Source organism: Nautilia abyssi, assembly GCF_055388085.1.
Genome location: NZ_AP042376.1, coordinates 1,482,339 through 1,506,447 on the forward strand (window position 1 = coordinate 1,482,339; position 24,109 = coordinate 1,506,447).

At 33.4% G+C, this 24,109-nt stretch carries 30 protein-coding genes; 20 read left to right on the plus strand and 10 right to left on the minus strand.

Annotated features, from left to right (window positions below; translation table 11 throughout):
- The first annotated feature begins 5 nt into the window (after positions 1-5).
- Positions 6-476, plus strand: coding sequence for a hypothetical protein (locus ACZ5EP_RS07740; RefSeq protein WP_464508648.1), 471 nt, complete (start codon positions 6-8; stop codon positions 474-476).
- 4 nt (positions 477-480) lie between these two features.
- Here the strand turns inward: ACZ5EP_RS07740 and ACZ5EP_RS07745 are convergent, their stop codons facing one another.
- From ACZ5EP_RS07745 to kdsA, 5 genes are read right to left on the minus strand one after another with little or no spacing between them, the layout of a single operon-like run.
- The gene (locus tag ACZ5EP_RS07745) at positions 481-2,829 is read right to left on the minus strand and encodes an EAL domain-containing protein (protein WP_464508649.1); all 2,349 of its coding nucleotides are present in this window, start codon (positions 2,827-2,829) and stop codon (positions 481-483) included.
- Entirely contained in the window at positions 2,816-3,232 is a 417-nt protein-coding gene (gene nusB, locus ACZ5EP_RS07750) for a transcription antitermination factor NusB (RefSeq protein ID WP_464508650.1), read from the minus strand. The genes ACZ5EP_RS07745 and nusB overlap by 14 nt, the downstream gene beginning before the upstream one ends.
- Entirely contained in the window at positions 3,232-3,426 is a 195-nt protein-coding gene (locus ACZ5EP_RS07755) for a hypothetical protein (RefSeq protein WP_464508651.1), read from the minus strand. The genes nusB and ACZ5EP_RS07755 overlap by 1 nt, the downstream gene beginning before the upstream one ends.
- Complete coding sequence (ribH, locus tag ACZ5EP_RS07760; protein WP_464508652.1) at positions 3,423-3,890, minus strand: 6,7-dimethyl-8-ribityllumazine synthase; 468 nt, start codon at positions 3,888-3,890, stop codon at positions 3,423-3,425. The genes ACZ5EP_RS07755 and ribH overlap by 4 nt, the downstream gene beginning before the upstream one ends.
- Positions 3,887-4,684 (minus strand): 3-deoxy-8-phosphooctulonate synthase, encoded by a 798-nt coding sequence (gene kdsA / locus ACZ5EP_RS07765; RefSeq protein WP_464508653.1) that lies wholly within the window; start codon positions 4,682-4,684, stop codon positions 3,887-3,889. Before kdsA ends, ribH begins: the two co-directional genes overlap by 4 nt.
- A gap of 90 nt (positions 4,685-4,774) precedes the next feature.
- Between kdsA and ACZ5EP_RS07770 the strand changes: the two genes are divergently transcribed.
- The 5 genes from ACZ5EP_RS07770 (at position 4,775) to ACZ5EP_RS07790 (ending at position 9,481) form a co-directional block, all read left to right on the plus strand.
- Positions 4,775-6,817 (plus strand): EAL domain-containing protein, encoded by a 2,043-nt coding sequence (locus ACZ5EP_RS07770; RefSeq protein WP_464508654.1) that lies wholly within the window; start codon positions 4,775-4,777, stop codon positions 6,815-6,817.
- On the plus strand, positions 6,817-7,539 hold the full coding sequence (gene dapF, locus ACZ5EP_RS07775) for a diaminopimelate epimerase (RefSeq protein ID WP_464508655.1): 723 nt from the start codon (positions 6,817-6,819) through the stop codon (positions 7,537-7,539). Before ACZ5EP_RS07770 ends, dapF begins: the two co-directional genes overlap by 1 nt.
- 98 nt (positions 7,540-7,637) lie before the next feature.
- On the plus strand, positions 7,638-8,156 hold the full coding sequence (tpx, locus tag ACZ5EP_RS07780) for a thiol peroxidase (protein WP_464508656.1): 519 nt from the start codon (positions 7,638-7,640) through the stop codon (positions 8,154-8,156).
- 86 nt (positions 8,157-8,242) lie between these two features.
- Positions 8,243-8,659, plus strand: coding sequence for a MarR family winged helix-turn-helix transcriptional regulator (locus tag ACZ5EP_RS07785; RefSeq protein WP_464508657.1), 417 nt, complete (start codon positions 8,243-8,245; stop codon positions 8,657-8,659).
- A gap of 9 nt (positions 8,660-8,668) precedes the next feature.
- Positions 8,669-9,481: a peptidylprolyl isomerase gene (locus ACZ5EP_RS07790; protein WP_127682063.1), complete on the plus strand. Its 813-nt coding sequence runs from the start codon at positions 8,669-8,671 to the stop codon at positions 9,479-9,481.
- Here the strand turns inward: ACZ5EP_RS07790 and ACZ5EP_RS07795 are convergent, their stop codons facing one another.
- The 5 genes from ACZ5EP_RS07795 to hisF are packed head-to-tail and all read right to left on the minus strand — an operon-like array spanning position 9,482 to position 12,675.
- Positions 9,482-9,826, minus strand: a complete 345-nt coding sequence (locus tag ACZ5EP_RS07795; RefSeq protein ID WP_127682061.1) for a putative Se/S carrier protein — start codon at positions 9,824-9,826, stop codon at positions 9,482-9,484.
- A gap of 10 nt (positions 9,827-9,836) precedes the next feature.
- Complete coding sequence (gene rlmN / locus ACZ5EP_RS07800) at positions 9,837-10,904, minus strand: dual-specificity RNA methyltransferase RlmN (protein ID WP_464508658.1); 1,068 nt, start codon at positions 10,902-10,904, stop codon at positions 9,837-9,839.
- Complete coding sequence (locus ACZ5EP_RS07805; RefSeq protein WP_464508659.1) at positions 10,897-11,442, minus strand: phosphorylase family protein; 546 nt, start codon at positions 11,440-11,442, stop codon at positions 10,897-10,899. The genes rlmN and ACZ5EP_RS07805 overlap by 8 nt, the downstream gene beginning before the upstream one ends.
- A gap of 33 nt (positions 11,443-11,475) precedes the next feature.
- Positions 11,476-11,910: a hypothetical protein gene (locus tag ACZ5EP_RS07810; protein WP_464508661.1), complete on the minus strand. Its 435-nt coding sequence runs from the start codon at positions 11,908-11,910 to the stop codon at positions 11,476-11,478.
- Positions 11,911-12,675, minus strand: coding sequence for an imidazole glycerol phosphate synthase subunit HisF (gene hisF / locus ACZ5EP_RS07815; RefSeq protein WP_464508662.1), 765 nt, complete (start codon positions 12,673-12,675; stop codon positions 11,911-11,913). It lies immediately after the preceding gene.
- 216 nt (positions 12,676-12,891) lie between these two features.
- On the opposite strand from hisF, the gene rsmA reads away from it, so the two are divergent.
- The 14 genes from rsmA (at position 12,892) to ACZ5EP_RS07885 (ending at position 24,108) form a co-directional block, all read left to right on the plus strand.
- Positions 12,892-13,572: a 16S rRNA (adenine(1518)-N(6)/adenine(1519)-N(6))-dimethyltransferase RsmA gene (gene rsmA, locus ACZ5EP_RS07820; protein ID WP_464508663.1), complete on the plus strand. Its 681-nt coding sequence runs from the start codon at positions 12,892-12,894 to the stop codon at positions 13,570-13,572.
- Between the two features lie 19 nt (positions 13,573-13,591).
- Positions 13,592-15,421, plus strand: coding sequence for a ribonuclease J (locus ACZ5EP_RS07825; protein ID WP_464508664.1), 1,830 nt, complete (start codon positions 13,592-13,594; stop codon positions 15,419-15,421).
- A 73-nt stretch (positions 15,422-15,494) separates the two neighbouring features.
- Complete coding sequence (locus ACZ5EP_RS07830) at positions 15,495-15,743, plus strand: HP0495 family protein (protein WP_015902641.1); 249 nt, start codon at positions 15,495-15,497, stop codon at positions 15,741-15,743.
- A 57-nt stretch (positions 15,744-15,800) separates the two neighbouring features.
- Positions 15,801-16,775: a dihydroorotase gene (pyrC, locus tag ACZ5EP_RS07835; protein WP_127682047.1), complete on the plus strand. Its 975-nt coding sequence runs from the start codon at positions 15,801-15,803 to the stop codon at positions 16,773-16,775.
- A 148-nt stretch (positions 16,776-16,923) separates the two neighbouring features.
- Complete coding sequence (locus ACZ5EP_RS07840; RefSeq protein WP_464508665.1) at positions 16,924-19,029, plus strand: ribonucleoside triphosphate reductase; 2,106 nt, start codon at positions 16,924-16,926, stop codon at positions 19,027-19,029.
- 11 nt (positions 19,030-19,040) lie between these two features.
- Entirely contained in the window at positions 19,041-19,208 is a 168-nt protein-coding gene (nrdD, locus tag ACZ5EP_RS07845; RefSeq protein ID WP_127682043.1) for an anaerobic ribonucleoside-triphosphate reductase, read from the plus strand.
- Positions 19,202-19,879: an anaerobic ribonucleoside-triphosphate reductase activating protein gene (locus ACZ5EP_RS07850; protein WP_464508667.1), complete on the plus strand. Its 678-nt coding sequence runs from the start codon at positions 19,202-19,204 to the stop codon at positions 19,877-19,879. The genes nrdD and ACZ5EP_RS07850 overlap by 7 nt, the downstream gene beginning before the upstream one ends.
- Before the next feature lie 24 nt (positions 19,880-19,903).
- Positions 19,904-20,521: a class I SAM-dependent methyltransferase gene (locus tag ACZ5EP_RS07855; protein ID WP_464508668.1), complete on the plus strand. Its 618-nt coding sequence runs from the start codon at positions 19,904-19,906 to the stop codon at positions 20,519-20,521.
- A 60-nt stretch (positions 20,522-20,581) separates the two neighbouring features.
- Entirely contained in the window at positions 20,582-20,881 is a 300-nt protein-coding gene (locus tag ACZ5EP_RS07860; RefSeq protein ID WP_464508669.1) for a hypothetical protein, read from the plus strand.
- Positions 20,882-20,894: 13 nt separating this feature from the next.
- On the plus strand, positions 20,895-21,452 hold the full coding sequence (locus ACZ5EP_RS07865) for a coiled-coil domain-containing protein (RefSeq protein WP_464508670.1): 558 nt from the start codon (positions 20,895-20,897) through the stop codon (positions 21,450-21,452).
- 45 nt (positions 21,453-21,497) lie between these two features.
- A complete protein-coding gene (locus ACZ5EP_RS07870; protein WP_464508671.1) occupies positions 21,498-21,716 on the plus strand; it encodes a hypothetical protein in 219 nt (72 codons plus the stop codon).
- 99 nt (positions 21,717-21,815) lie between these two features.
- Positions 21,816-22,055 (plus strand): hypothetical protein, encoded by a 240-nt coding sequence (locus ACZ5EP_RS07875; protein ID WP_464508672.1) that lies wholly within the window; start codon positions 21,816-21,818, stop codon positions 22,053-22,055.
- 203 nt (positions 22,056-22,258) lie between these two features.
- Positions 22,259-22,954: an MBL fold metallo-hydrolase gene (locus ACZ5EP_RS07880; RefSeq protein WP_464508673.1), complete on the plus strand. Its 696-nt coding sequence runs from the start codon at positions 22,259-22,261 to the stop codon at positions 22,952-22,954.
- Entirely contained in the window at positions 22,951-24,108 is a 1,158-nt protein-coding gene (locus ACZ5EP_RS07885) for a CAP domain-containing protein (protein WP_464508674.1), read from the plus strand. Before ACZ5EP_RS07880 ends, ACZ5EP_RS07885 begins: the two co-directional genes overlap by 4 nt.
- Position 24,109: the final 1 nt, after the last annotated feature.

Sequence of the window (24,109 nt, forward strand, 5' to 3'; positions counted from 1 at the left end):
AAGGTATGAGAGTAGGTGATTTGGTAATCGTTGCTACGCTTGGTGAAATTAAAGCTTATGTTGCAAATCCTAGAACTCCGGAAGCGGAAGCTGGATTAAAACCTAACGAAATAAAATTGGATTTAATAACATCAATAGATATTTTAACGGCTCATAAAAGAGTAAGCGAACTCGTAACGGGTATAGAAGGTGCTAATAAACCCGGATTTTTAAACAGGGCTTTCAGCGGAGAAAACCATAATTTAAAAGCTGAAATATATAAAGAAGCGGTAAAATCAGTTGCCGAAGATATAGATATGCTTATAGACAAATACGGTGATAAAAAAGTGTTTTTATCTCTTCCTAAACATATTGCGAAAGATGTATTGGACAATGTAAAAAACAGATCAAAAATTTACAGAATTGTTGAAAAAGATCTTCTTAAAACAGATAAAAACAAACTTATTGACGAGTTTAAACCTGAAATTTTAAAATAGGGGGTTATTTAAGACCCTCTATATTAAACGGTTTTGAAAAATGATATCCTTGAGAAGCGTCTACATTAAGCTCTATTAATTCCAGATATAGTTTTTCATTTTCTACAAATTCTGCTATCGTTTCGAAATTAAAGTCTTTTGCAATTTCTACAATTCTTTTTAGAAGTTTTTTTAGCTTTTCGTCTTCTAAAATATCTTTTACCAGTGTGCCGTCTATTTTAATGATGTTTATTGGCAAATTTTTAATTAAATAAACAAAATTTGAATATCCGCTGCCGAAATCGTCTATAGCAATTTTAACGCCCATTTCAGACAGAGTGTGAATTACTTCATTTACTTTTTTATCAGATATCATCTCTTCGTCTTCAAGCAGCTCTATGGTTAATTTATGGGCTATATTGTATTCATTTATTTTTTCTGTAAGATGTTTGACAAACTGGTCGTTTTTAAGGTCTCTTAAAGAAAGATTAATAGAAAAATTATAAGGAAGTTTAGAAAATTTATTAAAGCATTTTTCAATAATAATTGTTTGAAGAGCTTCATACTGGTGTGTTTTTTTGGCAATTTCAAGAAAATGAAACGGGGTATAAATTTTATTATTATGTTTTATTCTCATTAAACATTCATATTTTTCAACCTGTTTAGTTTTGTTGTTTATTATAGCCTGTACGTAAGGTATAACATTGTCGTTTTCTATTGCTTCGTTTATTATTTTTTTCCATTTCAGATTTTCTTCAAACTCCTTTAAAATAGGGAGTTTTTTATTATATACAATTATCTGTTTTTTTCTTTTTTTTGCGTATTTCAGGGCCGTATCGGCTTCTGCGAGCGTTTTTCCGATACCTACGGTAATATTTATTTTTATTTCTTCATTTCCTATTTTGAATTTTAAACTTTTAAGTTTCTCAATAATATCTGAAGAGATATGTTTCAATTTTGCGGGTGTTTTTTCTATAATAGCGTATTCATCGCCTGAAAGTTTATATGTTTTTTGAATTTTATTTAAAAACTCTCCGAATTCTTTTATCAGTTTATCTCCTTCTTTTACACCGAAGAAGTCGTTTATTTCTTTGAAATCGTCTATGTTGATTATGGCTATGTATTTGTCTTCGAAATCATTGATAAGCTTTTCTCTGTTAGGAAGGTTTGTAAGGTTGTCCGTAAACATGTTTTTAGTCAGTTCTTTTGTTTTTTTATGAACTTCGTTTTTTAAATTTTTGTTTAGGTCTTCAAGCATTTGGTTTTTGGTGTTAATTCTTTCTTCAAACTCGTCTATTATTTTTTCGATAATAGCGTTTTGTTTTTTTATAATATAATTGGCAATAAGTAAGATTATAAAAAATACCAGTAAATACAGACCTGATAAAATTTTCAAATCTTTTTTAAACATATGTTCTTTTTTTTGGATGACATTATTTATATCGTCTACAAAAACGCTAGTAAATATGAGCCAGTTCCATGGTTTGTATAGTTTTACATATGAAATTTTAGGTCTTATTATTTTTGTTGAATATTTGTAAAACCAGTATGTAACAAATCCTTCTCCGGTGGTATTGGCGATTTTAAGATATTCTTTTCTGTAAAGTTTTCCTTTTGCGTCTTTTTTGTCGTCGCTTAAAAGTTTTCCGACCATTTTGGGATTGACCGGAAGCGCTATCACTTTTGCAAAATTTTTTCCGCCTTTGTAGTTAAGTATTTCGGCTACTGATATGTATCCGTGATTTTCGGGACCGAATCTTACGTTGTATATAATTTTTATAATTTTCTGTTTTACCATTTGGTCTATTTCTTTTTTATACATAGCCGCTGTCAGTAAATATTTATCAAATATATGTTGATATGTAATCTTATCGCCAAGAGATGTATGATGTTCAAAATACATTTGATTAATATTTTTATTCAGCAGTGTTTTTATTAATCTAACTCTTTTTGTATGGTTAAAGTCGCTTAAACTGCTATAAATCAGGTTTCCTTTCAGGTCTGTAAGGGCCCAGTGGACAAATGGAGTTACTTTATCGATATAATTCATAATATAATAAAGATGATTTTCATTTTTTTGAAGAATTTTTGCCGCATTTATATTGGAAATTTTTAAAAGACTTTTTACTTCTTTTAATTTTTCCTTTCTTAATGTGTTAATCAGCTTTATTACATTATTTACCTGATGTTTCATCATGTTTTTCTGATTTTCGATGTAATTGTTTTTTATTAAGTGTATTTCTGTCTGATATTTTTCGTACATTACAAAAAAGGTAATGGCAAAAGAAGCAAAAGTTAAAAATATTAAAATAGAGTATGTAGCTACTTTATTGTGTCTTAATATTTTTTCTTTTAAAGTTTCAATTTTTTTCATTAGCTAGTTTTTCCTTGGCAACCTTGTCTAAGATACCGTTTATGAAACTTTTTGCTTTGTCTTCTGAAAAATTTTTCGCTATTTTTACAGCTTCGTCTATTACGATCTGATAAGGGGTGTCGGTATACAGTATTTCGTATATTCCGACTCTCAGTATCTGTTTGTCTACTTTGTCCAATCTGTCAAAATCCCAGTCAATCAGATGGTTTTTGATTATTTCGTCAATTTCGTCTATATGTTCTAAAATACCTTTTAAAAGTTTTTTTGCAAATTCGGCTTTGCCGCCTTTTACTTTTTTGTCTTTCAGTATTTCTTCAAACTGCTCTATTGCCTGGTCATTACCCATTTCTTGTGCATACAGCGTCTGTATTACAGCTTCTCTAGCATGTGTTATCGTAGCCATTATTTCCTCCAAAGTTTTATAGTTATTAATCCCAATGCAATAAACGTTTCAGGAATTAATAAAAGTGTCATTTTTTCCGTTGTTACGGGAGTAAAAAAATATTTGAAAAATCTCAAAAACGCTCCCGTTAAAATTAAAATTATTATTGAAATCAGAATTGAAAAATCCAGTGTGTTTTTTATATTAAAACTCAATTTATCTCTTTGTAAAGATTAATCATTTCGATCAGTCCAAGCATTGCCTCAAAACCTTTGTTTCCGGCTTTTGTCCCAGCTCTTTCAATTGCCTGTTCGATGGTGTCTGTTGTTAAAAGTCCGAATGTTACGGGAATATCCGCCTGTAAAGTAGTATTGGCAATACCTTTTGTAGCTTCGGCCGCCACATAGTCAAAATGAGGTGTAGCTCCTCTGATTACCGCGCCTACACAGCACACTCCGTCATATTTTCCGGTTTTAATGGCTTTTTTTAATCCGAAAGGAAGCTCAAAAGCACCGGGGACTAATATCAGTTCCAGGTTTTCTTCTTTTCCGCCGTTTCTTAAAAACGCGTCTTTTGCGCCTTCAACCAATCTGTCAGTTATAAGGTGGTTAAATCTGCTGGCTATTATAGCTATTTTTTCGTTTCCGTTTAACTGTAAGTTTCCTTCAATTATTTTCATTTATTCTCCTTGCAATTTGTTATACACTCAATTTCTTTTAATGTTGTTTCCAATGTATCAGGTGTAATCATATTAGGCCCGTCGCTTAGAGCCTCATCCGGATTATAATGTGTTTCAAAGAAAAATCCGTCTATTCCTACAGCTGCTGCCGCTCTGCTTAAAACAGGCACATATTCCCTTTTACCGCTGCTTTTGCCTCCTGCGCCTCCGGGCATCTGAACAGCATGTGTAGCGTCAAATATCACTGGTGCGTATTCTCTCATAATATATAAACTTCTCATATCCACCACAAGATTTCCGTATCCGAATGTTGTGCCTCTTTCTGTAAGCCATACACCGTGTTTTTGAGCGTTTTCATATGTCGCTTCATCACATCCTCTTGTCTGCAGCACTTTAAGGACAGAATATTTCATATCGGCCGGATTCATAAACTGTCCTTTTTTGATGTTTACGATTTTGTCGGTTTTTGCCGCTTCAACCAGCAAATCCGTCTGTCTGCATAAAAACGCCGGTATCTGAAGCACGTCTACTACCTCAGCCGCCTTTTTTACCTGCCAGGTTTCGTGCACGTCTGTTAGTAATTTATATCCGAATTTTTCTTTAACTTCGTTTAAAATTTCCAGGCCTTTTTCAATTCCAGGGCCTCTGTAGCTGTTTAAAGACGTTCTGTTTGCTTTGTCGTAGCTTGCTTTGAAATAAAATTCATATTTGTCACTGTACGGTTTTAAATATTCCGCTATTTTAAAAATCTGTTCTTTGCTTTCTATTACACAAGGACCGGCGATTAATATCATTACGCACCTTTTATTTTTATTAAAATTATATCAGATATTTTTAATTAAACATTTAATGCTATAATACACTAAAAAGAAAGACCGGAAAATATGTATAAAAACAAATCGAAATTAATACCGAGACTTATAATAGGCTTGCCGGTTGTTTCGGTTTTACTGACTATATTATTTATAAGTTTCGGTACAATATTTACAATAAAACAGACTTTTAAAAAAGAACTCGTACAGACTGAAAAGAACTTTTTTAAAAATTTGAAATTTACTACTAAAAAAAGAATAAATATTACCTACAATATTATCGAAGCCCTGTATAAAAGCAATCCGAACGATAAAAATAAAACGGTTAAACTTATTCAAAGCGTTATGGATAAATTAAGATGGCCTGACAACGGATATATTTTTATATTTGATTCAAAAGGCAATACGATTTATCACATTAACCATAAATACATTGGTCAAAACAGGTGGAATGTAGTCAGAGACGGACAGAAAATAGTCCAGCTTATTATTAAATCGGCCCTTAAACATCCTGACGGAACGTTTGTAAAATACGCAGCTTATTTTCCTAACGGCAAGTCTATGGAAAAAATATCTTATGTGAAATATTTCAAGCCTCTTGATATGATAATAGGGACCGGTATATATCTAAACAGTTTAAACAAAGATCTGATTGCGAAAAAAAACAAACAAAAACAGCTTTTAAACAGTCTAATTAAAACAATTGTTATCGTTTCACTGATCTCCATGATTATTACTCTTGTAATCATGTATATACTTTCCGATATCGTTAACAGAATATTTAAGGTTTACGATAATGCGCTGCAGAAAGAAAAACATAAACTGTTTTTGCAGGCTAACTACGACAATCTGACAGGCCTATGCAACAGAGAGTGTTTTATGCAGAAATTAAAAGACATTTATTATGAAGCAAACAGAAAAAAAGAAAAATTTGCCGTATTGTTTATAGATATAGATTATTTCAAACAGATAAATGATTCAGACGGTCATAAAGTAGGGGACAAGGTATTAAAAATATTAGCCGACAGATTAAAAAGCAGTGTAAGAAGATCCGATATCGTTTCAAGATTCGGAGGAGATGAGTTTTTGATAATCTTAAAAGGCGTGCATTCCGTAGAAGATGTAGCCTTATATGCCCAGAGGATCCTTTCTAATATAAAAAGGGAAATTGTTGTAAACAATAAAAAATATTATCTTTCCGGAAGTATAGGAATAAGCATGTATCCTGAAAACGGAGAGGATCTTGATAAACTCATTGTTTATGCGGATGTCGCAATGTATAAATCAAAAAAAGACGGTAAAGACAGATTTAATTTTTATAATTCCGAATTTACTAAAAAAGCCGAGAATTTCATAACTTTGAAAGACGATATTTTAAGAGCGTTGAAAAAGGGAGAGTTTGAAATATATTTTCAGCCTCAGTTTGATAAAAATGAGTATCTTTACGGCAGCGAAGTGCTTGTTAGATGGCATCATCCAGTAAAGGGCTTTTTATATCCTGAAAGTTTTATCCCTTCCGCCATAGAAATGGGACTTATAGACAAAATTGATTTATTTGTTTTTGAATCTGCCGTTAAACAGTATAAAGAGTGGTATTTAAAAGGGTATTATCCGGGGGTGATGTCATGGAATGTAACTATGTATCAGCTTCAGAAAAAAGAGTTTTTGCAGCAGGTTAAAAATATTATTCAAAAATACGAAATAGACCCTAAAATTCTTAATCTGGAAATTACGGAAGAAAGTATTATGAATGATCCTGAAACGTCAATTAAAATGCTGAACGAAATAAAAAAACTCGGAATAAGTATAAGTATAGACGATTTTGGTACCGGTTATTCATCATTGGCTTATTTAAAAAAACTGCCTATAGATAAAATCAAAATCGATCAGAGTTTTATCAGCGATATTCCTTATAACAGGGATGATGTTATAATTACAAAAGCGATTATTAATCTCGGCAAAAACCTCGATCTGCTTACAGTTGCAGAGGGTGTGAAAAATAAAATTCAAAGACAGTTTGTAATAGACAAAGGCTGCGATTTTATTCAGGGGGAATATTATTCAATGCCTATATGCGCTGAAGAATTTGAAGAAAAATATTTAAGGACATATTAATGGTTGTATATAAATATTCTGCAAGCGGAAATGATTTTGTTATTTTCCATACATTTATAAAAAAAGACAGGAGTTCATTGGCAAAAGAGCTGTGTGACCGTCAAAACGGAATAGGGGCAGACGGTTTAATCGTTATACTTCCGCATGAAGAATATGATTTTGAATGGCAGTTTTACAATTCCGACGGTAGCGTTGCCGAAATGTGCGGAAACGGGAGCAGGGCGGCTGCTCATTATGCTTTTATAAACGGTCTGGCACCTGCAAAAATGAGATTTTTGACTGTTGCGGGTGTTATTGAAGCGGAAGTGGACGGAGATAAAGTGGAATCCCAGTTAACTCCGCACAAAGAGATTAAAGAAATGAACGAATGGAAGCTTTTTGATACGGGTGTTCCGCATTTGGTTAAAATTGACAGTATTGATAATTTTGATTTACAAGAATGCAGGGATTTAAGATATAAACACAATGCAAATGTGAATGTTGCTGAGGTAAAAGACGGCAAACTGTATGTAAGAACGTATGAAAGAGGCGTGGAAGATGAAACGCTTGCATGCGGGACAGGAATGTGCGCAAGTTTTCTTTTGGCCAGGGAAAAAGGATTAGTGGGTAATGAAGTAACAGTTTATCCAAAAAGCGGTGAAGAATTACAAATAAGATTAAAAAACGGCCGTTTATATTTTAAAGGCAGAGTAAAAAATACTTTTATTGCACAATATAAGTAACAATAAGTAACAAAATGTAACACTTCTAAATAAAAGATAAAAATACTCTTTTTTATTTTTTTTCTTTCTGTTATACTTCAATAAAAAAAGGATTAAACATGCCAACATTAACAAAATTAAAAGGAAACGATGTAGCACTTTACGGAAATCAGGTAAACGTAGGAGACAATGCACCGGTTGTAACGCTTCCGAACAGCGGATTAGAAGAGGTAACTGTAGGAGGAGCTCAGGACAAAGCTCAGTTAATCGTAGCCGTGCCTAGTCTAGACACTCCTGTATGTGCAATGGAGACTGCTAAATTTAACAATCAGGCGGCATCTGTTGAAGGAGCGACTGTATATGTTGTATCTATGGATTTGCCGTTTGCCGCAAAAAGATTCTGTTCAACTGAAGGAATTGAAAATCTTCAAGTACTTAGCGACTTCAGAGACAAATGTTTCTCAGCTGCATACGGAACACTTATAGCAGAAGGACCGTTAAGAGGATTAAGTGCAAGAGCTGTATTCGTAGTAGGAAAAGACGGAAAAGTGGTATATAAAGAATTAGTTGACGAAATTACCGCTGAACCGGATTATGAAGCTGCTTTAAACGCTTTAAAAGAAGCTGCGGCTAAATAATTCCTCTTCTCTCTTTTTTATTAATCATCTACTTGACTTAATTAATTACACTTGCAATAATTGCATAATCAATTGAAAGGATTTTTATGCAATATAATAAAGAAACGTCAGTCGGTTATGCACTTACTACAACATTAAATTTGCTTAGAAAAAATTTCAATAGGGAAATAAAAAATTATGATTTAAGTTCAGAGCAGTATGGTGTTTTGAAACTCGTTTCAGAATCAGAAAAACTGACACCGACACAAATATCCGAACTTTTAAACAGGGACAAGGCTACTATTACCAGAATTATTAAATCTTTGGATCATAAAGGCTTAATACAAAAAGAAAGCATTAACAACCGTTCTTTTTATATCAAACTGACAAAAAACGGCAGGGAAATGTTGAAAAAAGCCGATGATATTGCGTTTAAATACCATAAAATGATAATGGATAAAGTCGGAGAAAAAGATATAAAACATATGCTTGAAACATTAAAAAAAATCAGAGAATTATTTTAAAGGATTTAAATGAAAAAATTACTGTTTACATTAGGACTGGTAATATTATTAAACGCACAGGTGATAGATAAAATAATTGCAACTGTTAATAATATTCCTATTACTTCATATGAAGTTGATACAACTGCAAAAAAAATGAATATTTCTAAACAGAAAGCTTTAAATTATCTTTTGGATCAAAAACTTATTCAAAGCGAAATAAAAAAAAGAGGAATAGAAGTTGATGATTTTGAAGTAGAAAACGCAATGGAAAAGATTGCTAAACAAAACGGGCTTAGTTTATTCGAATTTAAAAACATATTAATGCAAAAAGGCGAACTGGATAAAGTAAAAAAACAGATAAAACAGAATCTTTTAAAAGAAAAACTTTTTGATCAGATTGTTCAGACTAAATTAAATATATCTGACGATGAAATAAAAAATTATTATAAAAATCATAAGAATGATTTTAAAGTTTTTAATACTGTCCAGGTAACAAAATACAGTGCGAATAACAAAGAAATATTAAATAAAATAAAATCAAATCCTTTAGCTAACGCAAACGTAAAAACGTCTACTCAGGTTTACAGTTATAATGAATTGCCTGTAGGACTTTTATTTTTATTTAAACAAACCAAAGTAGGGGAATTTACTCCTATTATTAACGACGGGTTAGGATATAGCATGTATTTTATTGATAGAAAAGACGGAAGTGCGTATATCCCGTTTGATAAAGTCAAAAACGCAATAGCAAATAAAATTGCGGCTGAAAAAAGAGAAATGATTCTAAAAGACTATTTTTCCAAACTGAAAAACAGAGCTTATATAAAATTTTATAAATAATTATATTTTACATGTTCCTTTTTCATTTGGAACAATTTCTCCTTCTATTTTTTTAAATCCGTTTTCATATTTCCAGATTTCAAAATTTATTCCTTCTTTTAATAAAACATCTTTAATAGTTTCTTTGTCAGTAGTCAGTATTGACACTCCGCAGTCTTCAAATATTTCGTCAGGTGTAGGAATTGATTTGATATTGTAGTCTTTTAACAGTTTTTCAGCTTTTAATCCGGTTGGAATATCTTCAAAATGAAAATAATAATATCTGTTTAAATCATCAGTCAGTTTGTAAACAAGTTCTTTAAAATGAAGTCTTACTCCCGCAGGTAAGTATTTTAATTCAGCCATTTTTAAACCTTTAATCGTTTTTTAGTTTTTTTTCCCTTAACTGTCCGCATGCGGCGGATATATCCATTCCTTTGCTTTTTCTAATTGTACACATTATTCCTTTATTGATCAAATAATCTTGGAATTTTTTCATAGTTTCATCATCAGGTCTTTTAAAATTGGTACCGGGATATGGATTAAAATATATTAAATTAACTTTACTCGGAATACCGTTTAAAAGCTTTACAAGTTTTTTTGCCGATTCAATATCATCATTTACATCTTTTATTACCAGGTATTCAAACATAACTTTTTTTCTTTTGTCAATCGGAAATTCTCTGATAGCGTCTATTACACTTTGAATGTTGTATGCTTTATTAAGAGGTATCAGTTCTTCGCGCAGTTTATCATCTACGGCATGCAATGATATCGCTAAGTTTATTCCTAAATTTTCGTTTCCGAGTTTCTTTATTTTCGGAGCTATTCCTGATGTAGAAACGGTCTGGCGTCTTGGGGAAATATTCATTCCGTTCTGATCGGCTAAGATTTTAATAGCTTTAACTAAATTTTCATAATTGTCTAACGGTTCGCCCATTCCCATATAAACGATATTTAACGCTTTATTTTCGTCAAAGTTTTTAAATTTTTTCATCCACCATACCTGTGCAACTATTTCACCTGCGCTTAAATTTCTTACAAATCCGCCTTTTGCGGTTAAACAAAATGCACATCCGACTTTACATCCGACTTGCGTTGAAACACAAACGGTATATTTTGCCTCTTTTTTCTTTCCGTCTTTTATTTCTTCATCTTTCATTTTTATTAATACGGTTTCTACCGTATGTCCGTCTTGCATTTTAAACAAGAATTTTTCCGTACCGTCGCTTGCTATCTCATGATTTACCAGTTCCAGTGGATTGATTATAAATTTATCTTTTAATTCTGCTCTTAAAGCTTTAGGAATATTTTGCATTTCATCAAAGTTTTCTACATATTTTCTATATATCCATGTATAAAGCTGATTAACTCTGAATTTCGGTTTTATGCCCATGTCTACCAGTTCATCAGGTAAATAATCCATAAATATTTTTTTATCCATTAATTTCCTTTAATATATTTTTTTCTACAAGTCTTTCAATTAATAATTTTTTAGCTTTTTCAATATTCTGAATATACTCAGTGTGTGCACTTTCATTACAGTAATTTGTTATAACAAAAATTCCAAGTGTAGGTATTTCAAATTCTTTTGCCACGCTCATAACCGAATAAAATTCCATATTTTCCGCATCTATTTTCATTTTTAAGTATTTTTCAGATATTTCTTTATCAGTGGTGATATAGTTTGAAGAGTTTATAATTGTTTCACGGGAAACATCTTTTGAAAAACTTATTATGTTTTCTATAGGCGTATAACAGTTTTTGTTTAAAAAACAGTTCTCAATATTTGAAGCACTGCTTGTCTCTATAATATCAAAAACTTTTTTATTACCGTAGCTTCCGGCCGTTCCGATAAAGATTAAAAATTCAGGTTTTTGAAATAAGCAGATCCTTGTAAGATTAATTGCTGAATTAATAAGTCCAACTCCTATCGGGGTGGCAAAATTAAATATCTCTTTATTACCTGCGCTTATTATCACTTCTATATACCTTTTTATTTTGTTTCACGTGAATCATTTACAATCAAGAATTACTTTATATTTTAGTTTAACGGTTTCAGGCTTGGTTATTATTTTGTTTTCATCCGGCGATAAAAATATTAATTCTTTTATTTTACATTTTTTATATGTGTGTTTTACCTGCTTTATAACTGAATATTGCAGTTTGTCGGAATTTATATAAGCGACTTTAATATTTTCGAACTGAGCATCCTGAGGTGCATAAAATTCGTTATCAAGCCACATATTTATTTGTCTCGTGTCTCCTAGCAGAATATAACCGTCATCGGTTTTGATATAATTAAAAGGAAATGTTAAATTCTGCGCTTTTGTTTTAATTAATATCGCGTCTTTTTTTGGAACGACATATTTGGTAAATACTTTTGTAAATACTACATCAAAGGCAAATATATTAACTAGTAAAACCATTAAAATAAAAATTTTTTTCATTTAATTAATCCTTACGCTTATATTGTTTTTATTGAGATAATGTTTAAGATCCATAATATCGATTTCTTTAAAATGAAAAATACTTGCGGCAAGAGCAGCGTCTGCATAATGTTCAAATACGTCTTTAAAATGTTCCATTTTACCTGCGCCGCCGCTTGCAATGACAGGAACGTTTACTAGTCTTGATATTTTTTCGGTTATTTCAATATCAAAGCCTGATTTTGTCCCGTCGGTGTCCATTGATGTTAACAGTATTTCACCCGCTCCTCTGTCAACGACTTCTTTAGCCCACTGAATAGCGTCAAGACCTGTATCTTCTCTTCCGCCTTTTATAAAAACATGCCATTTGTCAGAAGCCACTTTTTTTACATCGATTGCGACAACGATACACTGGCTGCCAAATCTTTTACTGGATTCATTAATAAATGCCGGGTTTTTTACGGCGGCGGAATTTATAGAAACTTTATCACAGCCTACATTTAATAGATTGTAAATGTCGTCAAGTTCGCTTATACCGCCTCCTACGGTTAAAGGAATAAAAACTTCACGCGCGACTTCTTTTACAATATCTACTATCGGTTTACGTCCTTCATGGCTGGCGGTAATATCTAAAAAGGTGAGTTCGTCGGCTCCTTCTTCATTATATCGTATTGCGGCTTCTACAGGATCTCCCGCATCTCTAAGTCCTACAAAATTTACGCCTTTAACAACTCTGCCGTCTTTTACATCCAGACAGGGTATTATACGCTTAGCAAAATATTCCATTAATATCCTTTATAAAATAGCAGAGGCTGAAAAGCAGAATATCGATTATTCCTATTTGTCAGAATATGCATAACTTCTCTTTCTTTTAAAACGCTGCTGTTTCTCAGCCTCTTTTTTGTTATAATTTTATCAAACTATTTACATTTAGTAAAAGGATATGATATAATCAAGGCAAAGAAAAAATTTGGACAAAATTTTTTAAAAGATAAACATTATTTGGATAAAATCGTCCAAGCGATGCCCAACACCGATAATCTGGTAGTAGAAATTGGGCCTGGCTTAGGCGATTTAACAGAAAAGCTGCTGGAAAAAAGAAGAGTAACAGCTTATGAAATTGATAAAGATTTATGTGAAATTTTAAAAGAAAAATTTCCTGATCTTGAATTAAAATGTGGTGATGTATTGGAGTTTTGGCAAGAAACTCTTGAAAATGAAAAGTATGATTTGATTGCAAATTTACCTTATTACGTTGCGACAAATATAATATTAAAAGCATTAAAAGATAAAAATGCAAAAAACATACTAGTACTTATTCAAAAAGAAGTTGCGGATAAGTTTTCTGCAAAAGCGGGGGATAAAAATTACTCATCTTTAGCGATACTTGCACAAAGTGTGGCTAAAGTAAAAAAACTGTTTGATATACCTCCGGGTGCGTTTATTCCTGCGCCCAAGGTTACAAGCAGTGTGATTTTATTTGAAAAGTTTGAAAACTCTTTTAATGAGGAGTTTGCAAAATTTTTAAAAGTCGCTTTTGCAAACCCTAGAAAAACTCTCAGAAAAAACTTATCCGTGAAATATAAGGATTTTGATCCTGAAAAATTCGGACTTGCCAAAAGCATACGGCCTCACCAGGTAGACGGCTCTACTTTTTTCCAGCTCTTTTCTAATGTCCGCTAGGCTAAAGAAAGGAGAATAAATGGAAGAAAAAAATCAAAAAGCCGTTGTTAAAACTAAAAAAAATTATCAACAAAAAAAGACAGATCCGAAAAACTTTGTTTGGTTTAAAGATTTAAACAAAGCATTTAACGAAAACGAAAAAATTCAACAGGCGAGACTTAATTCACATACAAAAATAGACAATAATGCAAAAGGGTGGGTTAGATTTACGCCTCTTGGAGGATTAGACGAAATCGGAGGAAACTGTGCTGTTCTTGAAACGGAAAACAGTGCGATTATAATCGACTGCGGAATGAGTTTTCCGAATGAAGATATGCACGGAGTGGATATTTTAATTCCCGATTTCAGTTATTTAAGAGAAATAAGACACAAAATCAAAGGTCTTATCATAACACACGGGCATGAAGATCATATAGGAGCTGTACCGTATCTGTTTAAAGAAATGCAGTTTCCTATTTACGGAACTTCGCTTCCTCTTGCAATGATTGAAAATAAATTTAAAGAGCATAAATTATTACAGTATAAAAGCTATTTCAGAAGTGTTAAAAAACGCCATCCGATTCAAATAGGAGATTTTAAAATAGAGTGGATTCATATGACGCACTCTATTATAGACAGTTCATCTTTGGCAATACAGACGCCCGTAGGAACACTTATACATACGGGAGATTTCAAAATAGACCATACTCCGATTGACGGATATGCGCCTGATTTACACAGATTTGCATATTACGGGGAAAAGGGTGTGTTAGCGCTTTTCAGTGATTCTACGAACTCATATAAGCCGGGAGTTACACCTAGTGAAAGCGTAGTAGGAAATACGTTTGACGACCTGTTTTTAAAAGCGAAGGGAAGAGTGATAATGTCAACATTCTCTTCAAACATTCACAGAGTATATCAGGCAATCGAAAGAGGTATTAAACACGGAAGAAAAGTGTGTATTATTGGTAGAAGTATGGAGCAGAACCTGAATGTAGCGATGGATCTCGGTTATATAAAACTGCCTCGCGATATATTTATCGATCCTTATGAAATAGGAAAATATGAAGATCATGAGATTTTAATAGTAACTACTGGAAGCCAGGGTGAAAGTATGAGCGCTTTATACAGAATGGCGATAGACGAACACAGACATGTTAAGATTAAAGAAGGCGATCAGATAGTAATAAGCGCAAAAGCGATTCCGGGTAACGAACCTACAGTATCACAATTAATCAATTTCTTAATGAAAAAAGGCGCAAAAGTTGCATATCAGGATTTCAGCGAAATCCACGTTTCGGGTCACGCGGCTCAGGAAGAACAAAAACTTATGCTAAGACTTGTAAAACCTAAATACTTTTTCCCTGTGCACGGTGAATACAATCACCTGATGAAACACAGAGAAACAGCTATGAGCCTCGGGATGGATGAAAATAACATATTCGTTATGGAAGACGGAGAGCAGTGGGAAATTACTCCTAAAAGAGTCAGAAAAGTCAAATCCGTAAAAGTGGGTAAAATTTATATCGATAATCAGATAAATGAAAAAATCGAAACGGATATAGTGCTAGACAGACAGAAACTTGCAAATGAGGGTATTATAATGATCGTTGCGCAGGTTGACAAACAGAAGAAAAAACTGCTTTCACGCCCTCGTGTAACGACATACGGTATTATTGCAGACAAAGAAGACAAAAATTTCGCAAAAGAAATGGAAGATATTTTAATCAATTATATAGACCATGCAAAAGATTACGTATACGAAAAAACGAGAATTTTCGAAAACGAGCTTAGAAACGTAATCAGAAAACACGTATTTAGAAAAACGAAAAAATATCCTACTATCGTTCCGATCGTTTACTTTATGTAAACCTTCTCTTTCTTAACTTTTCCTTAAATTTTTGATATAATATTAATAAATATATAAGTTTTAAGGAGGCAGTATGTCAGAAAAAGAAAACAAAATAGAATATCCAAGAATGTGGGGTTTCAGAATAATAGGCGAAGATAAAGAAAAAATGCGTCAGGCAGTTAAAGAATGCATAAACAATCAGGAATGCAATGTTGAAGACAACAAATCGCATGGAAAATACCACTCTCAAAAATTTGAAGCTTACGTAACGAGCGAAGAGGAAAGAAACGAATTTTTCAAAAGACTTCAGGAACATAAGGACATTAAATTCGTTCTTTAATTCCTCTTTTAATTCAAACAACCAACTTATGATAAAATTACATAAAAAAGGCTTCCGATGATTACTTTGAATACTCCTATTGATATGCATCTGCATCTGCGAGAAGGCAAAATGCTGCGAGATGTAATACCTTATACGTATAATCAGTTTGCGGCGGCCGTTGTTATGCCAAATTTAGTTCCCCCTGTTGATAACAGAGAAAGACTTGAAGGATACAGGGAAGAAATTTTGCAAAACAGTGAAAATTTTACGCCTCTTATGAATGTTTTTATGAGAGAATATACAAAAGAAGAGTTAGAAGATTTAAAAGACGATATTTTTGCTGTGAAACTTTATCCGGCAGGTATAACGACTAACAGCGAAGCAGGTGTAAAATCGATTGAAAACGTATATCCTGTTTTGGAAATTATGCAAGAACTCGGTATTCCTCTTTCGGTTCACGGCGAAACAAACGGTTTTGTGCTTGACAGGGAAAGAGAGTTTGCAGTCGTATATGAAAAACTTGCCAGTGATTTTCCTAATCTTAAAATCATAATGGAACATATTTCTACATATAATCTTGCAGATCTTTTAGATAAACATGATAATCTTTATGCAACGGTGACACTTCATCATCTGCTTTTAACGCTTGACGATTTAATAGGAGGAAGTTTAAATCCTCATAATTTCTGTAAACCGGTGGTTAAAACGCCAAAAGACAGGGATGCCCTGCAGGAAATTGTGCGATCAGGACATCCAAAAGTTATGTTTGGAAGCGACAGTGCGCCTCATTCGATAGAAAACAAACTAAAAGGCGCCGCCGGACTTTTCAGCGCACCTGTTATTCTTCCGGCACTTGCCGAGTTTTTTGACGGTGATAATGATACGTTCCAAAAATTCATAAGCGACAACGCCAGAAGAAACTTTGATTTAGCTGTGCCTGAAAAAGAGGTAGTGCTTGTTGAAGAGGAGTATATTGTTCCTCAGATGGTAGGTGAAGTTAAACCTATGTATGCAGGTAAAAGATTTTCTTATAGCGTAAAAAAATCTTAAAATTTTTTTCTTTTCTTTCTATCCCGTAAAATCGGATAAAAAACTCTTATTAAGATAAAAATACTCTCGAACTCCCGGCGTTGCTTAAGTTTACATTAAAAAAAAGGATATATAATTCCTATTATTGAATAAAAATTCAGGAGTAAAAATGAAAAAAGTAATTAAAAGAGACGGTACTCCTCAGAACTATTTTCCTTATAAAATAGAAGATGCCATTAAAAAAGCTTTTGAAGCTACGAATGTTTCGTATGATCCTCAAGTATTTGAAGAAGTTATTAAACAGCTGCAGAAAATCGAAACCCCGGAAGTGGAATATATTCAGGATTTAATAGAGCACTCATTGTATAAACACGGCTATTTTGACGTAATGAAAAATTTTATGCTTTACAGACATCTGCATAAACTGCAAAGAGAAAATCTGCTTGATAAAGAAGCGACTTATATTAACTGTAATACTACAATTGACGAATATGTCTCAAAACAGGACTGGAGGATAAACGCCAACTCAAATACGGGATATTCTCATGCGGGACTTATAAACAATACCGCGGGGAAGGTTATAGCCAATTACTGGCTTGACAAAGTATATTCTCCTGCCGAAGGAAAAGCGCACAGAGACGGAGATTATCATATACATGATCTTGACTGTCTGGCACCGTACTGTGCGGGATGGAGTCTTAGAAATTTGCTTAATGAAGGGTTTAACGGAGTAAGAGGAAGGGTTGAGGCAAAAGCTCCCGGACATTTCAGAAGCGCTCTTGGACAGATGGCCAATTTCCTTGGAATCCTCCAGAGCGAGTGGGCCGGCGCACAGGCATTTAGCAGTTTCGATACATACCTGGCTCCTTATGTATTTAAAGACAAGCTTTCATATAACGAGATAAAAGAAGCGATTGAAAGTTTTGTATATAACCTAAACGTACCGGCACGTTGGGGACAGAGCCCGTTTACGAATATTACCATTGACTTTACGGTGCCCGATGATTTGAAAGACCAGATTCCTACACGCAACAACAAACATCTTTTAGAGGGTGTTGAAGATGAAGAGCTATTAAAAAAATTACAAAAAAGAAATCCTAAAATCAAAAAACTCACCGATGCTACGTATAAAGATTTTGAGCCTGAAATGCAGGAAATAATAAAAGCTTTTTATGAAGTTATGACAAAAGGGGATGCAATCGGACAGCCGTTTACGTTTCCTATTCCGACTGTTAATATAACAGAAGATTTTGACTGGGATTCTCCTGCGGCAAAAGCTCTTTGGGAAAATACGGCAAGAATCGGAAGCAGTTATTTTCAAAATTTTATAGGAAGTCAGTATATAATTGATGAAAACGGAAACAGGGTCAGAAATCCTAACGCATACGAACCGGGAGCAGTCAGAAGTATGTGCTGCAGGCTTCAGCTTGATTTAAGAGAACTATTAAAAAGAGGAGGAGGACTTTTCGGTAGTGCTGAAATGACGGGAAGTATAGGTGTTGTGACTATCAATATGGCAAGACTCGGATATCTTTATAAAGGAGATAAGCAGGCTCTTCTCGAAAGACTGACGGAACTTATGGATCTCGCCAAATCAACGCTTGAGAAAAAAAGAAAATTTGTTCAGGAAATGTATGAAAGAGGTCTTTATCCTTATACGAAAAGATATCTCCCCGGTTTTAACAATCATTTTTCAACCATCGGTGTTAACGGTATGAATGAAATGATTAGAAATTTTACTAACGACAAAGAAAACATAGCAAGCGAATGGGGAGTTGAATTTGCTAAAGAAATTCTTGATTTTATGAGAGAGAGACTTAAAAAATATCAGGAAGAAACAGGAAATCTTTATAACCTTGAAGCAACACCTGCAGAAGGAACTACTTACAGATTTGCAAAAGAAGATAAAAAAAGATTCCCTAATATGATCCAGGCGGGCTTTGAAGATGCTCCTTATTATACTAACTCTTCTCAGCTGCCTGCCGATTATACTGATGATCCTTTTGAAGCTCTTGAGCTTCAGGACGAACTTCAGACTATGTATACCGGAGGAACCGTTCTGCATCTGTATATGAGCGAAAAACTTAGCTCCACAGAAGCGGCAAAAAACCTCGTCAAAAAGGCAATTACGAGATTCAGACTTCCGTATATTTCTATTACGCCTGTATTTTCGGTATGTCCGAAACACGGATATATTGCGGGTGAACACGAGTACTGTCCGTATTGCGATGCAGAGCTTTTAGAAGAAATAGAAAAAGAAAAATTTAATAAATAAAAGGAGAAAGAATGGAAGTAAAAACATTATCAAAAGAAGAAATTTTAGAAAAAGTAAAAGAAAAAAGACAAAAATGCATGGTTTATACAAGAGTAATGGGTTATCACAGACCTGTTGAAAGTTTTAATATCGGTAAAAAAGCAGAGCATAAAGAAAGAACTTATTTCAAAGAATGTTAGGTATTTATTCTATTCAAAAGTTTTCTTCTCTTGACTTTCCCGGGCGTCTTTGTGCGATTTTATGGTTTAGCGGCTGTAATATGCGCTGTCCTTACTGTTATAACAAAGACGTCGTATTCGGGGAAAAACAGATAGAAGAAGAAGAGGTGCTGGAATTTTTGAAAAAGCGTGTAGGGCTGCTTGACGGTGTAAGTTTTACAGGCGGTGAAGCCACGCTTTATAAAAATATTATTCCTTTTAGCAGAAAAATTAAAGAGATGGGTTTTGAAATCAAGCTCGACACCAACGGACTGAATTTTGACGTCATTAAACAGATGGTTGATGAAAATCTTGTCGATTATATCGCGCTTGATTTTAAAGCCCCGCCCGAAAAGTTTGAAACTGTTACAAAAAGCAGACATTTCGACAAATACGAAAAAACACTTGATTTTTTAATATCGAGCAACGTTGAATTTGAAGTCCGCACAACCGTTCATACAGATTTGTTGAATGAAGACGATATAAACGAAATAATCAAAACACTGCATAATAAAGGCTACAAAGGCATATATTACCTTCAAAACTACTTCGAATCAGATAAAGAAACACTTGGCAATATCGGACCGCAAAAAAGAAAATTAGACACTTCCAAAATATCAGATTTAATACCCGTAGAATTTAGGAATTTTTAGTATAATCAAACAAAAAGAGGATTTATGAGCCTTTTTGATTTGTATTATAAAGACTATGAAGAGTGGTTTGAAAAACATCATGAAATCTATGAAGAAGAGCTTAAAACCGTAAAAACCCTTTTGCCAAAAGGCAGAGGGATGGAAGTGGGAGTCGGAAGCGGGAGGTTTGCGGCGCCTTTTGGTATCAAATTCGGGATAGAACCGAGCCGTAAAATGGCCGAAATCGCAAGAAGCAGAGGTATTGAAGCTATTGAAACAACGGCTGAAGAGATGGATTTTGAGGATGAATTTGATTTTATATTGATGGTGACGACAATATGCTTTGTAAAAGATCCTCAAAAAACAATAAACAACTGCTATAAAGCACTTAAAAAAGGCGGGTATCTCTTGGTTGCCTTTGTTGATCTGGACTCGCCTCTTGGCAGAATGTATGAAAAAAACAAAGCAAAATCCAAATTTTACGCACCTGCTACATTTTTTACCAAAAACGATATAATAAACCTTATGAAAAAAGCGGGATTTAAAGATTTTGAATGTAAAGAAAACCTTTATGGCGACAGTCTTGAGAGTCTTAAATTCGGAATAAACGACTGCAACGGCGGAGCTTTTAAAGTTGTAAAAGGGAAAAAAGATTTAAAATAAAATTTTAGGATTTTAATAAAAAAGTGCTATAATAGAAAAAGTTTGTTTAAAGGAATGATAATGGATTCGTTAAAAACAGAAGTAATACTTGCCGGACTTGCGGATGTCATAGGGCAGCTAGCCTGGTATGAGGATATCGTAGTTAAGAGAGAAGAACTTAAAGATGCCGAAAGAATAAAAACCCTGCAGAAAAAAGCGCTTGAGTTATCCAACAGCATTAGAATGAACGGGGCTGACAGTATTGACGGTCTTGAAGAAAGATATAAAGAAATCAGAAAAGAGTATGACGGGTATTTCGAAAAATACAACCAGATTGTGCAGGAGTCTGTAAAGCAGTTTGACGGACAGGTAAAAGTTTAATAAAGGAATTAAAATGAACGAAGACATTTTAATAAAAATCCTTGAAAAAGTGGAAGAACAAAACAGCAAAATCGACTCTCTCATATCCGAAAACGAGCAGTTAAGAAAAGAATTAGCCGAAGTGAAGGATGAGGTAAAGGAAGCAAAAGAAAACGCACAGGAAACAAAAGAGGAAACTAAAAAGTTTTATAAAGCGTTAGCAGAGGAAGTCGTAATGACGCTTGCGGATTTTATAAAAAAAGCGCTTGATAAAAACGATGAAAAACTGATGGGCGAAATAGACGAAAAACTAAAAGGCATAGCCGGACTAATCGACAACGGTGAAAAATTTGAGAAACTGAAAGAGTATATTCATAATGAGTTGAGCGAAGCGGGAAAAGAATTAGTAGCTGTATTAAGTGGTAATCAGGCTAACATAAGCGACAACCTTATCCAACACCACAAAGATGTATTAAACAGACTTGATAAAATGGAATACGAAATAAAAACCGAAATAAAAACTATAAGAGATCCTGACTATAGATATAGACTTCCGGACGGGACTGTGTCAATAGGGCGTCCGGTAAGATAACGGAAAGTAAAATGGCTAAAACAAAAATAACGCAGACTATTTTTTATGCTCGCCAACGCTGACGAAGATGTAAAAAAGAGATGGTTTTCAAAAATTTTAACCCATATGGATTTATATGAAATGAATACTGTATTTACTCCCGAAGTCGTTTGGAAATATGCGCTTGACGATGAAGTTATAAATTTGCTTTTTCCCGATAATCACAAAATGCTTTGGAAAAGCATTAAAAAAAGACTTAAAAATTTGGGCTTGGCGGAAGAATAAATATACGTAATTATCACAAGATAATCCAGCTTTTCATAAAATAGTCCAACGGGAAAAATATATTATAATTATTCCAACAAAATTATAAAAGGTTTGCAAATGTCTTCTAACAATAAAGAAAGAACAACTTATTTTGGATTAAAAGTATATAATATTGATAATCAGGACTATGTGAGAGAGGAAGACATTAAAAAACTGCCGTTTTATAACTTTTGGAAGACAAGCGCAACAGGTTCAACCTGTATAGCCGATGATAAGCTCGGAATTTTAATTTATCTTTATGACTGGGAAGAATTTTCAGTGCTTTTTATTAAAACAGGCAAACACAGATATATGTAAGAATGAAAATCAGTCAATTGTATTTAAAAACTATATAAAAACTCCCGCCCTTTCTTTTTCTCACAACCCTTACATTTCAACCGAAAAATTGCAATAATACCGTTAAGTGCATATAAAAGTTTGCTTTATAATTAAAAAAAAGTTTAAACTGTCTATTATGCTTTAGACGGTTGTGCTAAAATATGAAAAAACAAAGGTAAAAAATGCAGTTCAGCATAGTATTTGACAATTACATAGCAAACGAAAAACTGGAAAGTTTTTGGGGGTTTTCGTGTGTAATCAATGACTATTTTCTTTTTGATACGGGAAGCAACGGGCGTGCGCTTGTAAGAAACATAGCAAAAACGGGATTTGATATTAATGAATTTAAATACCTTTTTATATCACATCCCCACTGGGATCATATAGGCGGAATCGACAGTATTGTGGACGTAAACAGAAAAATGAGCCTGATACTTCCTAATTCACTCTCAAAGCTTTATATAAGGGATTTAAAAACGCTTTCACGTGAAACAATTGTAGCGGACAGTAATCCTAAGAAACTTTTTGGAAGTTTTTACACTACGGGCGTAATGGAACCTGTAGGAGAGCAGAGTCTTGTGATTGACGAGGGGGAATTTAGCGTGGTTGTGACCGGATGTGCGCATCCGGGAATCGTAAATATTGTAAAAAGGGCAATGGAAATGCTGAATAAGCCTGTATTGTATGCTTTAGGAGGATTCCATCTTATGAGAAGCTCTGAAGCAGAAATAATCGAAACTATAAAAGAGCTTAAAAGCTTGGGTGTAGAATACGTAACTCCTACGCATTGCAGCGGTGACATGGCTATTGAAATGTTTAAAGACGCTTACGGGGAAAATTACATTCCCGGAGGCGTCGGAAGGGTGATAGAGTTTTGAAAAAGATTATAATCTTTTTAGCCGTTTTTCTTTTTGCCAATCCTCTTTTTATTATAAACGAATACAGAAGCGCTGTGGGTTTGAACTCATTGGAAGATAATCCTTCTTTGGATTTTGCAGCAAAACTGCATGCAAAATATATGTTTAAAAACAATGAATTTTCTCATTACGAAAAAAAATACGGATACAGATTCGCCGGCGTTACTCCGGCTGACAGGGCAATGAGCTGCGGTTATCCTTCCAGGTTTGTTATTGAAAATATTTCAAAAGGAGAAAAAAGCTATAAAGAATCTGTTAAAGATTTATTCAGTGCGATATATCACAGACTAGCTTTTTTGAATTTTAATATTAACGAAATAGGCTATTACCGTTTAAACGATATTTATGTATATGATATGGGAAATAAATATATTAGTGAAGCCTGTGATAATTTGGAAAAATTTAACAGTGGGTTTGCAGGTCTTTGCAGGGATAAAAATAAAATAATTCCAAAAGAAGTATATATTGCAAATATGCAGAATAATCCCAAAGTTGTGTTCTGGCCGTATAACGGGATGAAAAACACTCCGCCTGTTTTTTATGATGAAATACCCGATCCTCTTCCGGATTACGGAGTCTGCGGTTATCCTGTAAGTATAAGCTTTAATCCGTATTATTATAAAAACAAGAAAATACAGCTTATTACATTTACTCTGTATAAAGGGAAAATGCCTGTTAACGATGTTAAAATAATTACATCTGAAACCGATGTAAATCATATGCTTAAAAAAACCGATTTTGTTTTATTTCCGCTGCAAAGACTGGAATACGGAGCAAAATACAATGTTGAAGCCGATTTTGTAATAGACGGTAAAATCAAAAGTTATAAATGGTCTTTTGAAGTGGAGGATAAATATATCCCTGTAATTAACGTAATAGGCAATAAAGGAAAATATTATATAAAACCGAATATTACATATCTGATTTATTTTAAACCTTTAAATAAAAACGATAAACTTTCCGATTTAAAATATGAATTCAGAAGAGGGCTTACCATTAACAAAATCGGTTATAAAGACGCCAATACCCTTTATCTCAATATTTCCGGCAAAAATAATAAAAAACTTAAAATTTACACCAAAAACAGACGGATTACATTAATTATAAAGGATTAGA

What these genes read in the sequence shown, in the direction of transcription:
- ACZ5EP_RS07855 (WP_464508668.1), top strand. Translation starts at nt 19,904, where the DNA reads ATGAGCCTTTTTGATTTGTATTATAAAGACTATGAAGAGTGGTTTGAA.
- ACZ5EP_RS07790 (WP_127682063.1), top strand. Translation starts at nt 8,669, where the DNA reads ATGAAAAAATTACTGTTTACATTAGGACTGGTAATATTATTAAACGCA.
- ACZ5EP_RS07795 (WP_127682061.1), bottom strand. Translation starts at nt 9,826, where the DNA reads ATGGCTGAATTAAAATACTTACCTGCGGGAGTAAGACTTCATTTTAAA.
- ACZ5EP_RS07740 (WP_464508648.1), top strand. Translation starts at nt 6, where the DNA reads ATGAGAGTAGGTGATTTGGTAATCGTTGCTACGCTTGGTGAAATTAAA.
- nrdD (WP_127682043.1), top strand. Translation starts at nt 19,041, where the DNA reads ATGGAAGTAAAAACATTATCAAAAGAAGAAATTTTAGAAAAAGTAAAA.
- ACZ5EP_RS07840 (WP_464508665.1), top strand. Translation starts at nt 16,924, where the DNA reads ATGAAAAAAGTAATTAAAAGAGACGGTACTCCTCAGAACTATTTTCCT.
- ACZ5EP_RS07825 (WP_464508664.1), top strand. Translation starts at nt 13,592, where the DNA reads ATGGAAGAAAAAAATCAAAAAGCCGTTGTTAAAACTAAAAAAAATTAT.
- nusB (WP_464508650.1), bottom strand. Translation starts at nt 3,232, where the DNA reads ATGGCTACGATAACACATGCTAGAGAAGCTGTAATACAGACGCTGTAT.
- ACZ5EP_RS07810 (WP_464508661.1), bottom strand. Translation starts at nt 11,910, where the DNA reads ATGAAAAAAATTTTTATTTTAATGGTTTTACTAGTTAATATATTTGCC.
- ACZ5EP_RS07745 (WP_464508649.1), bottom strand. Translation starts at nt 2,829, where the DNA reads ATGAAAAAAATTGAAACTTTAAAAGAAAAAATATTAAGACACAATAAA.
- pyrC (WP_127682047.1), top strand. Translation starts at nt 15,801, where the DNA reads ATGATTACTTTGAATACTCCTATTGATATGCATCTGCATCTGCGAGAA.
- ACZ5EP_RS07830 (WP_015902641.1), top strand. Translation starts at nt 15,495, where the DNA reads ATGTCAGAAAAAGAAAACAAAATAGAATATCCAAGAATGTGGGGTTTC.
- kdsA (WP_464508653.1), bottom strand. Translation starts at nt 4,684, where the DNA reads ATGATATTAATCGCCGGTCCTTGTGTAATAGAAAGCAAAGAACAGATT.
- ACZ5EP_RS07770 (WP_464508654.1), top strand. Translation starts at nt 4,775, where the DNA reads ATGTATAAAAACAAATCGAAATTAATACCGAGACTTATAATAGGCTTG.
- hisF (WP_464508662.1), bottom strand. Translation starts at nt 12,675, where the DNA reads ATGGAATATTTTGCTAAGCGTATAATACCCTGTCTGGATGTAAAAGAC.
- ACZ5EP_RS07865 (WP_464508670.1), top strand. Translation starts at nt 20,895, where the DNA reads ATGAACGAAGACATTTTAATAAAAATCCTTGAAAAAGTGGAAGAACAA.
- ACZ5EP_RS07850 (WP_464508667.1), top strand. Translation starts at nt 19,202, where the DNA reads ATGTTAGGTATTTATTCTATTCAAAAGTTTTCTTCTCTTGACTTTCCC.
- ACZ5EP_RS07870 (WP_464508671.1), top strand. Translation starts at nt 21,498, where the DNA reads ATGCTCGCCAACGCTGACGAAGATGTAAAAAAGAGATGGTTTTCAAAA.
- ACZ5EP_RS07860 (WP_464508669.1), top strand. Translation starts at nt 20,582, where the DNA reads ATGGATTCGTTAAAAACAGAAGTAATACTTGCCGGACTTGCGGATGTC.
- ribH (WP_464508652.1), bottom strand. Translation starts at nt 3,890, where the DNA reads ATGAAAATAATTGAAGGAAACTTACAGTTAAACGGAAACGAAAAAATA.
- dapF (WP_464508655.1), top strand. Translation starts at nt 6,817, where the DNA reads ATGGTTGTATATAAATATTCTGCAAGCGGAAATGATTTTGTTATTTTC.
- ACZ5EP_RS07875 (WP_464508672.1), top strand. Translation starts at nt 21,816, where the DNA reads ATGTCTTCTAACAATAAAGAAAGAACAACTTATTTTGGATTAAAAGTA.
- tpx (WP_464508656.1), top strand. Translation starts at nt 7,638, where the DNA reads ATGCCAACATTAACAAAATTAAAAGGAAACGATGTAGCACTTTACGGA.
- ACZ5EP_RS07880 (WP_464508673.1), top strand. Translation starts at nt 22,259, where the DNA reads ATGCAGTTCAGCATAGTATTTGACAATTACATAGCAAACGAAAAACTG.
- rlmN (WP_464508658.1), bottom strand. Translation starts at nt 10,904, where the DNA reads ATGGATAAAAAAATATTTATGGATTATTTACCTGATGAACTGGTAGAC.
- ACZ5EP_RS07785 (WP_464508657.1), top strand. Translation starts at nt 8,243, where the DNA reads ATGCAATATAATAAAGAAACGTCAGTCGGTTATGCACTTACTACAACA.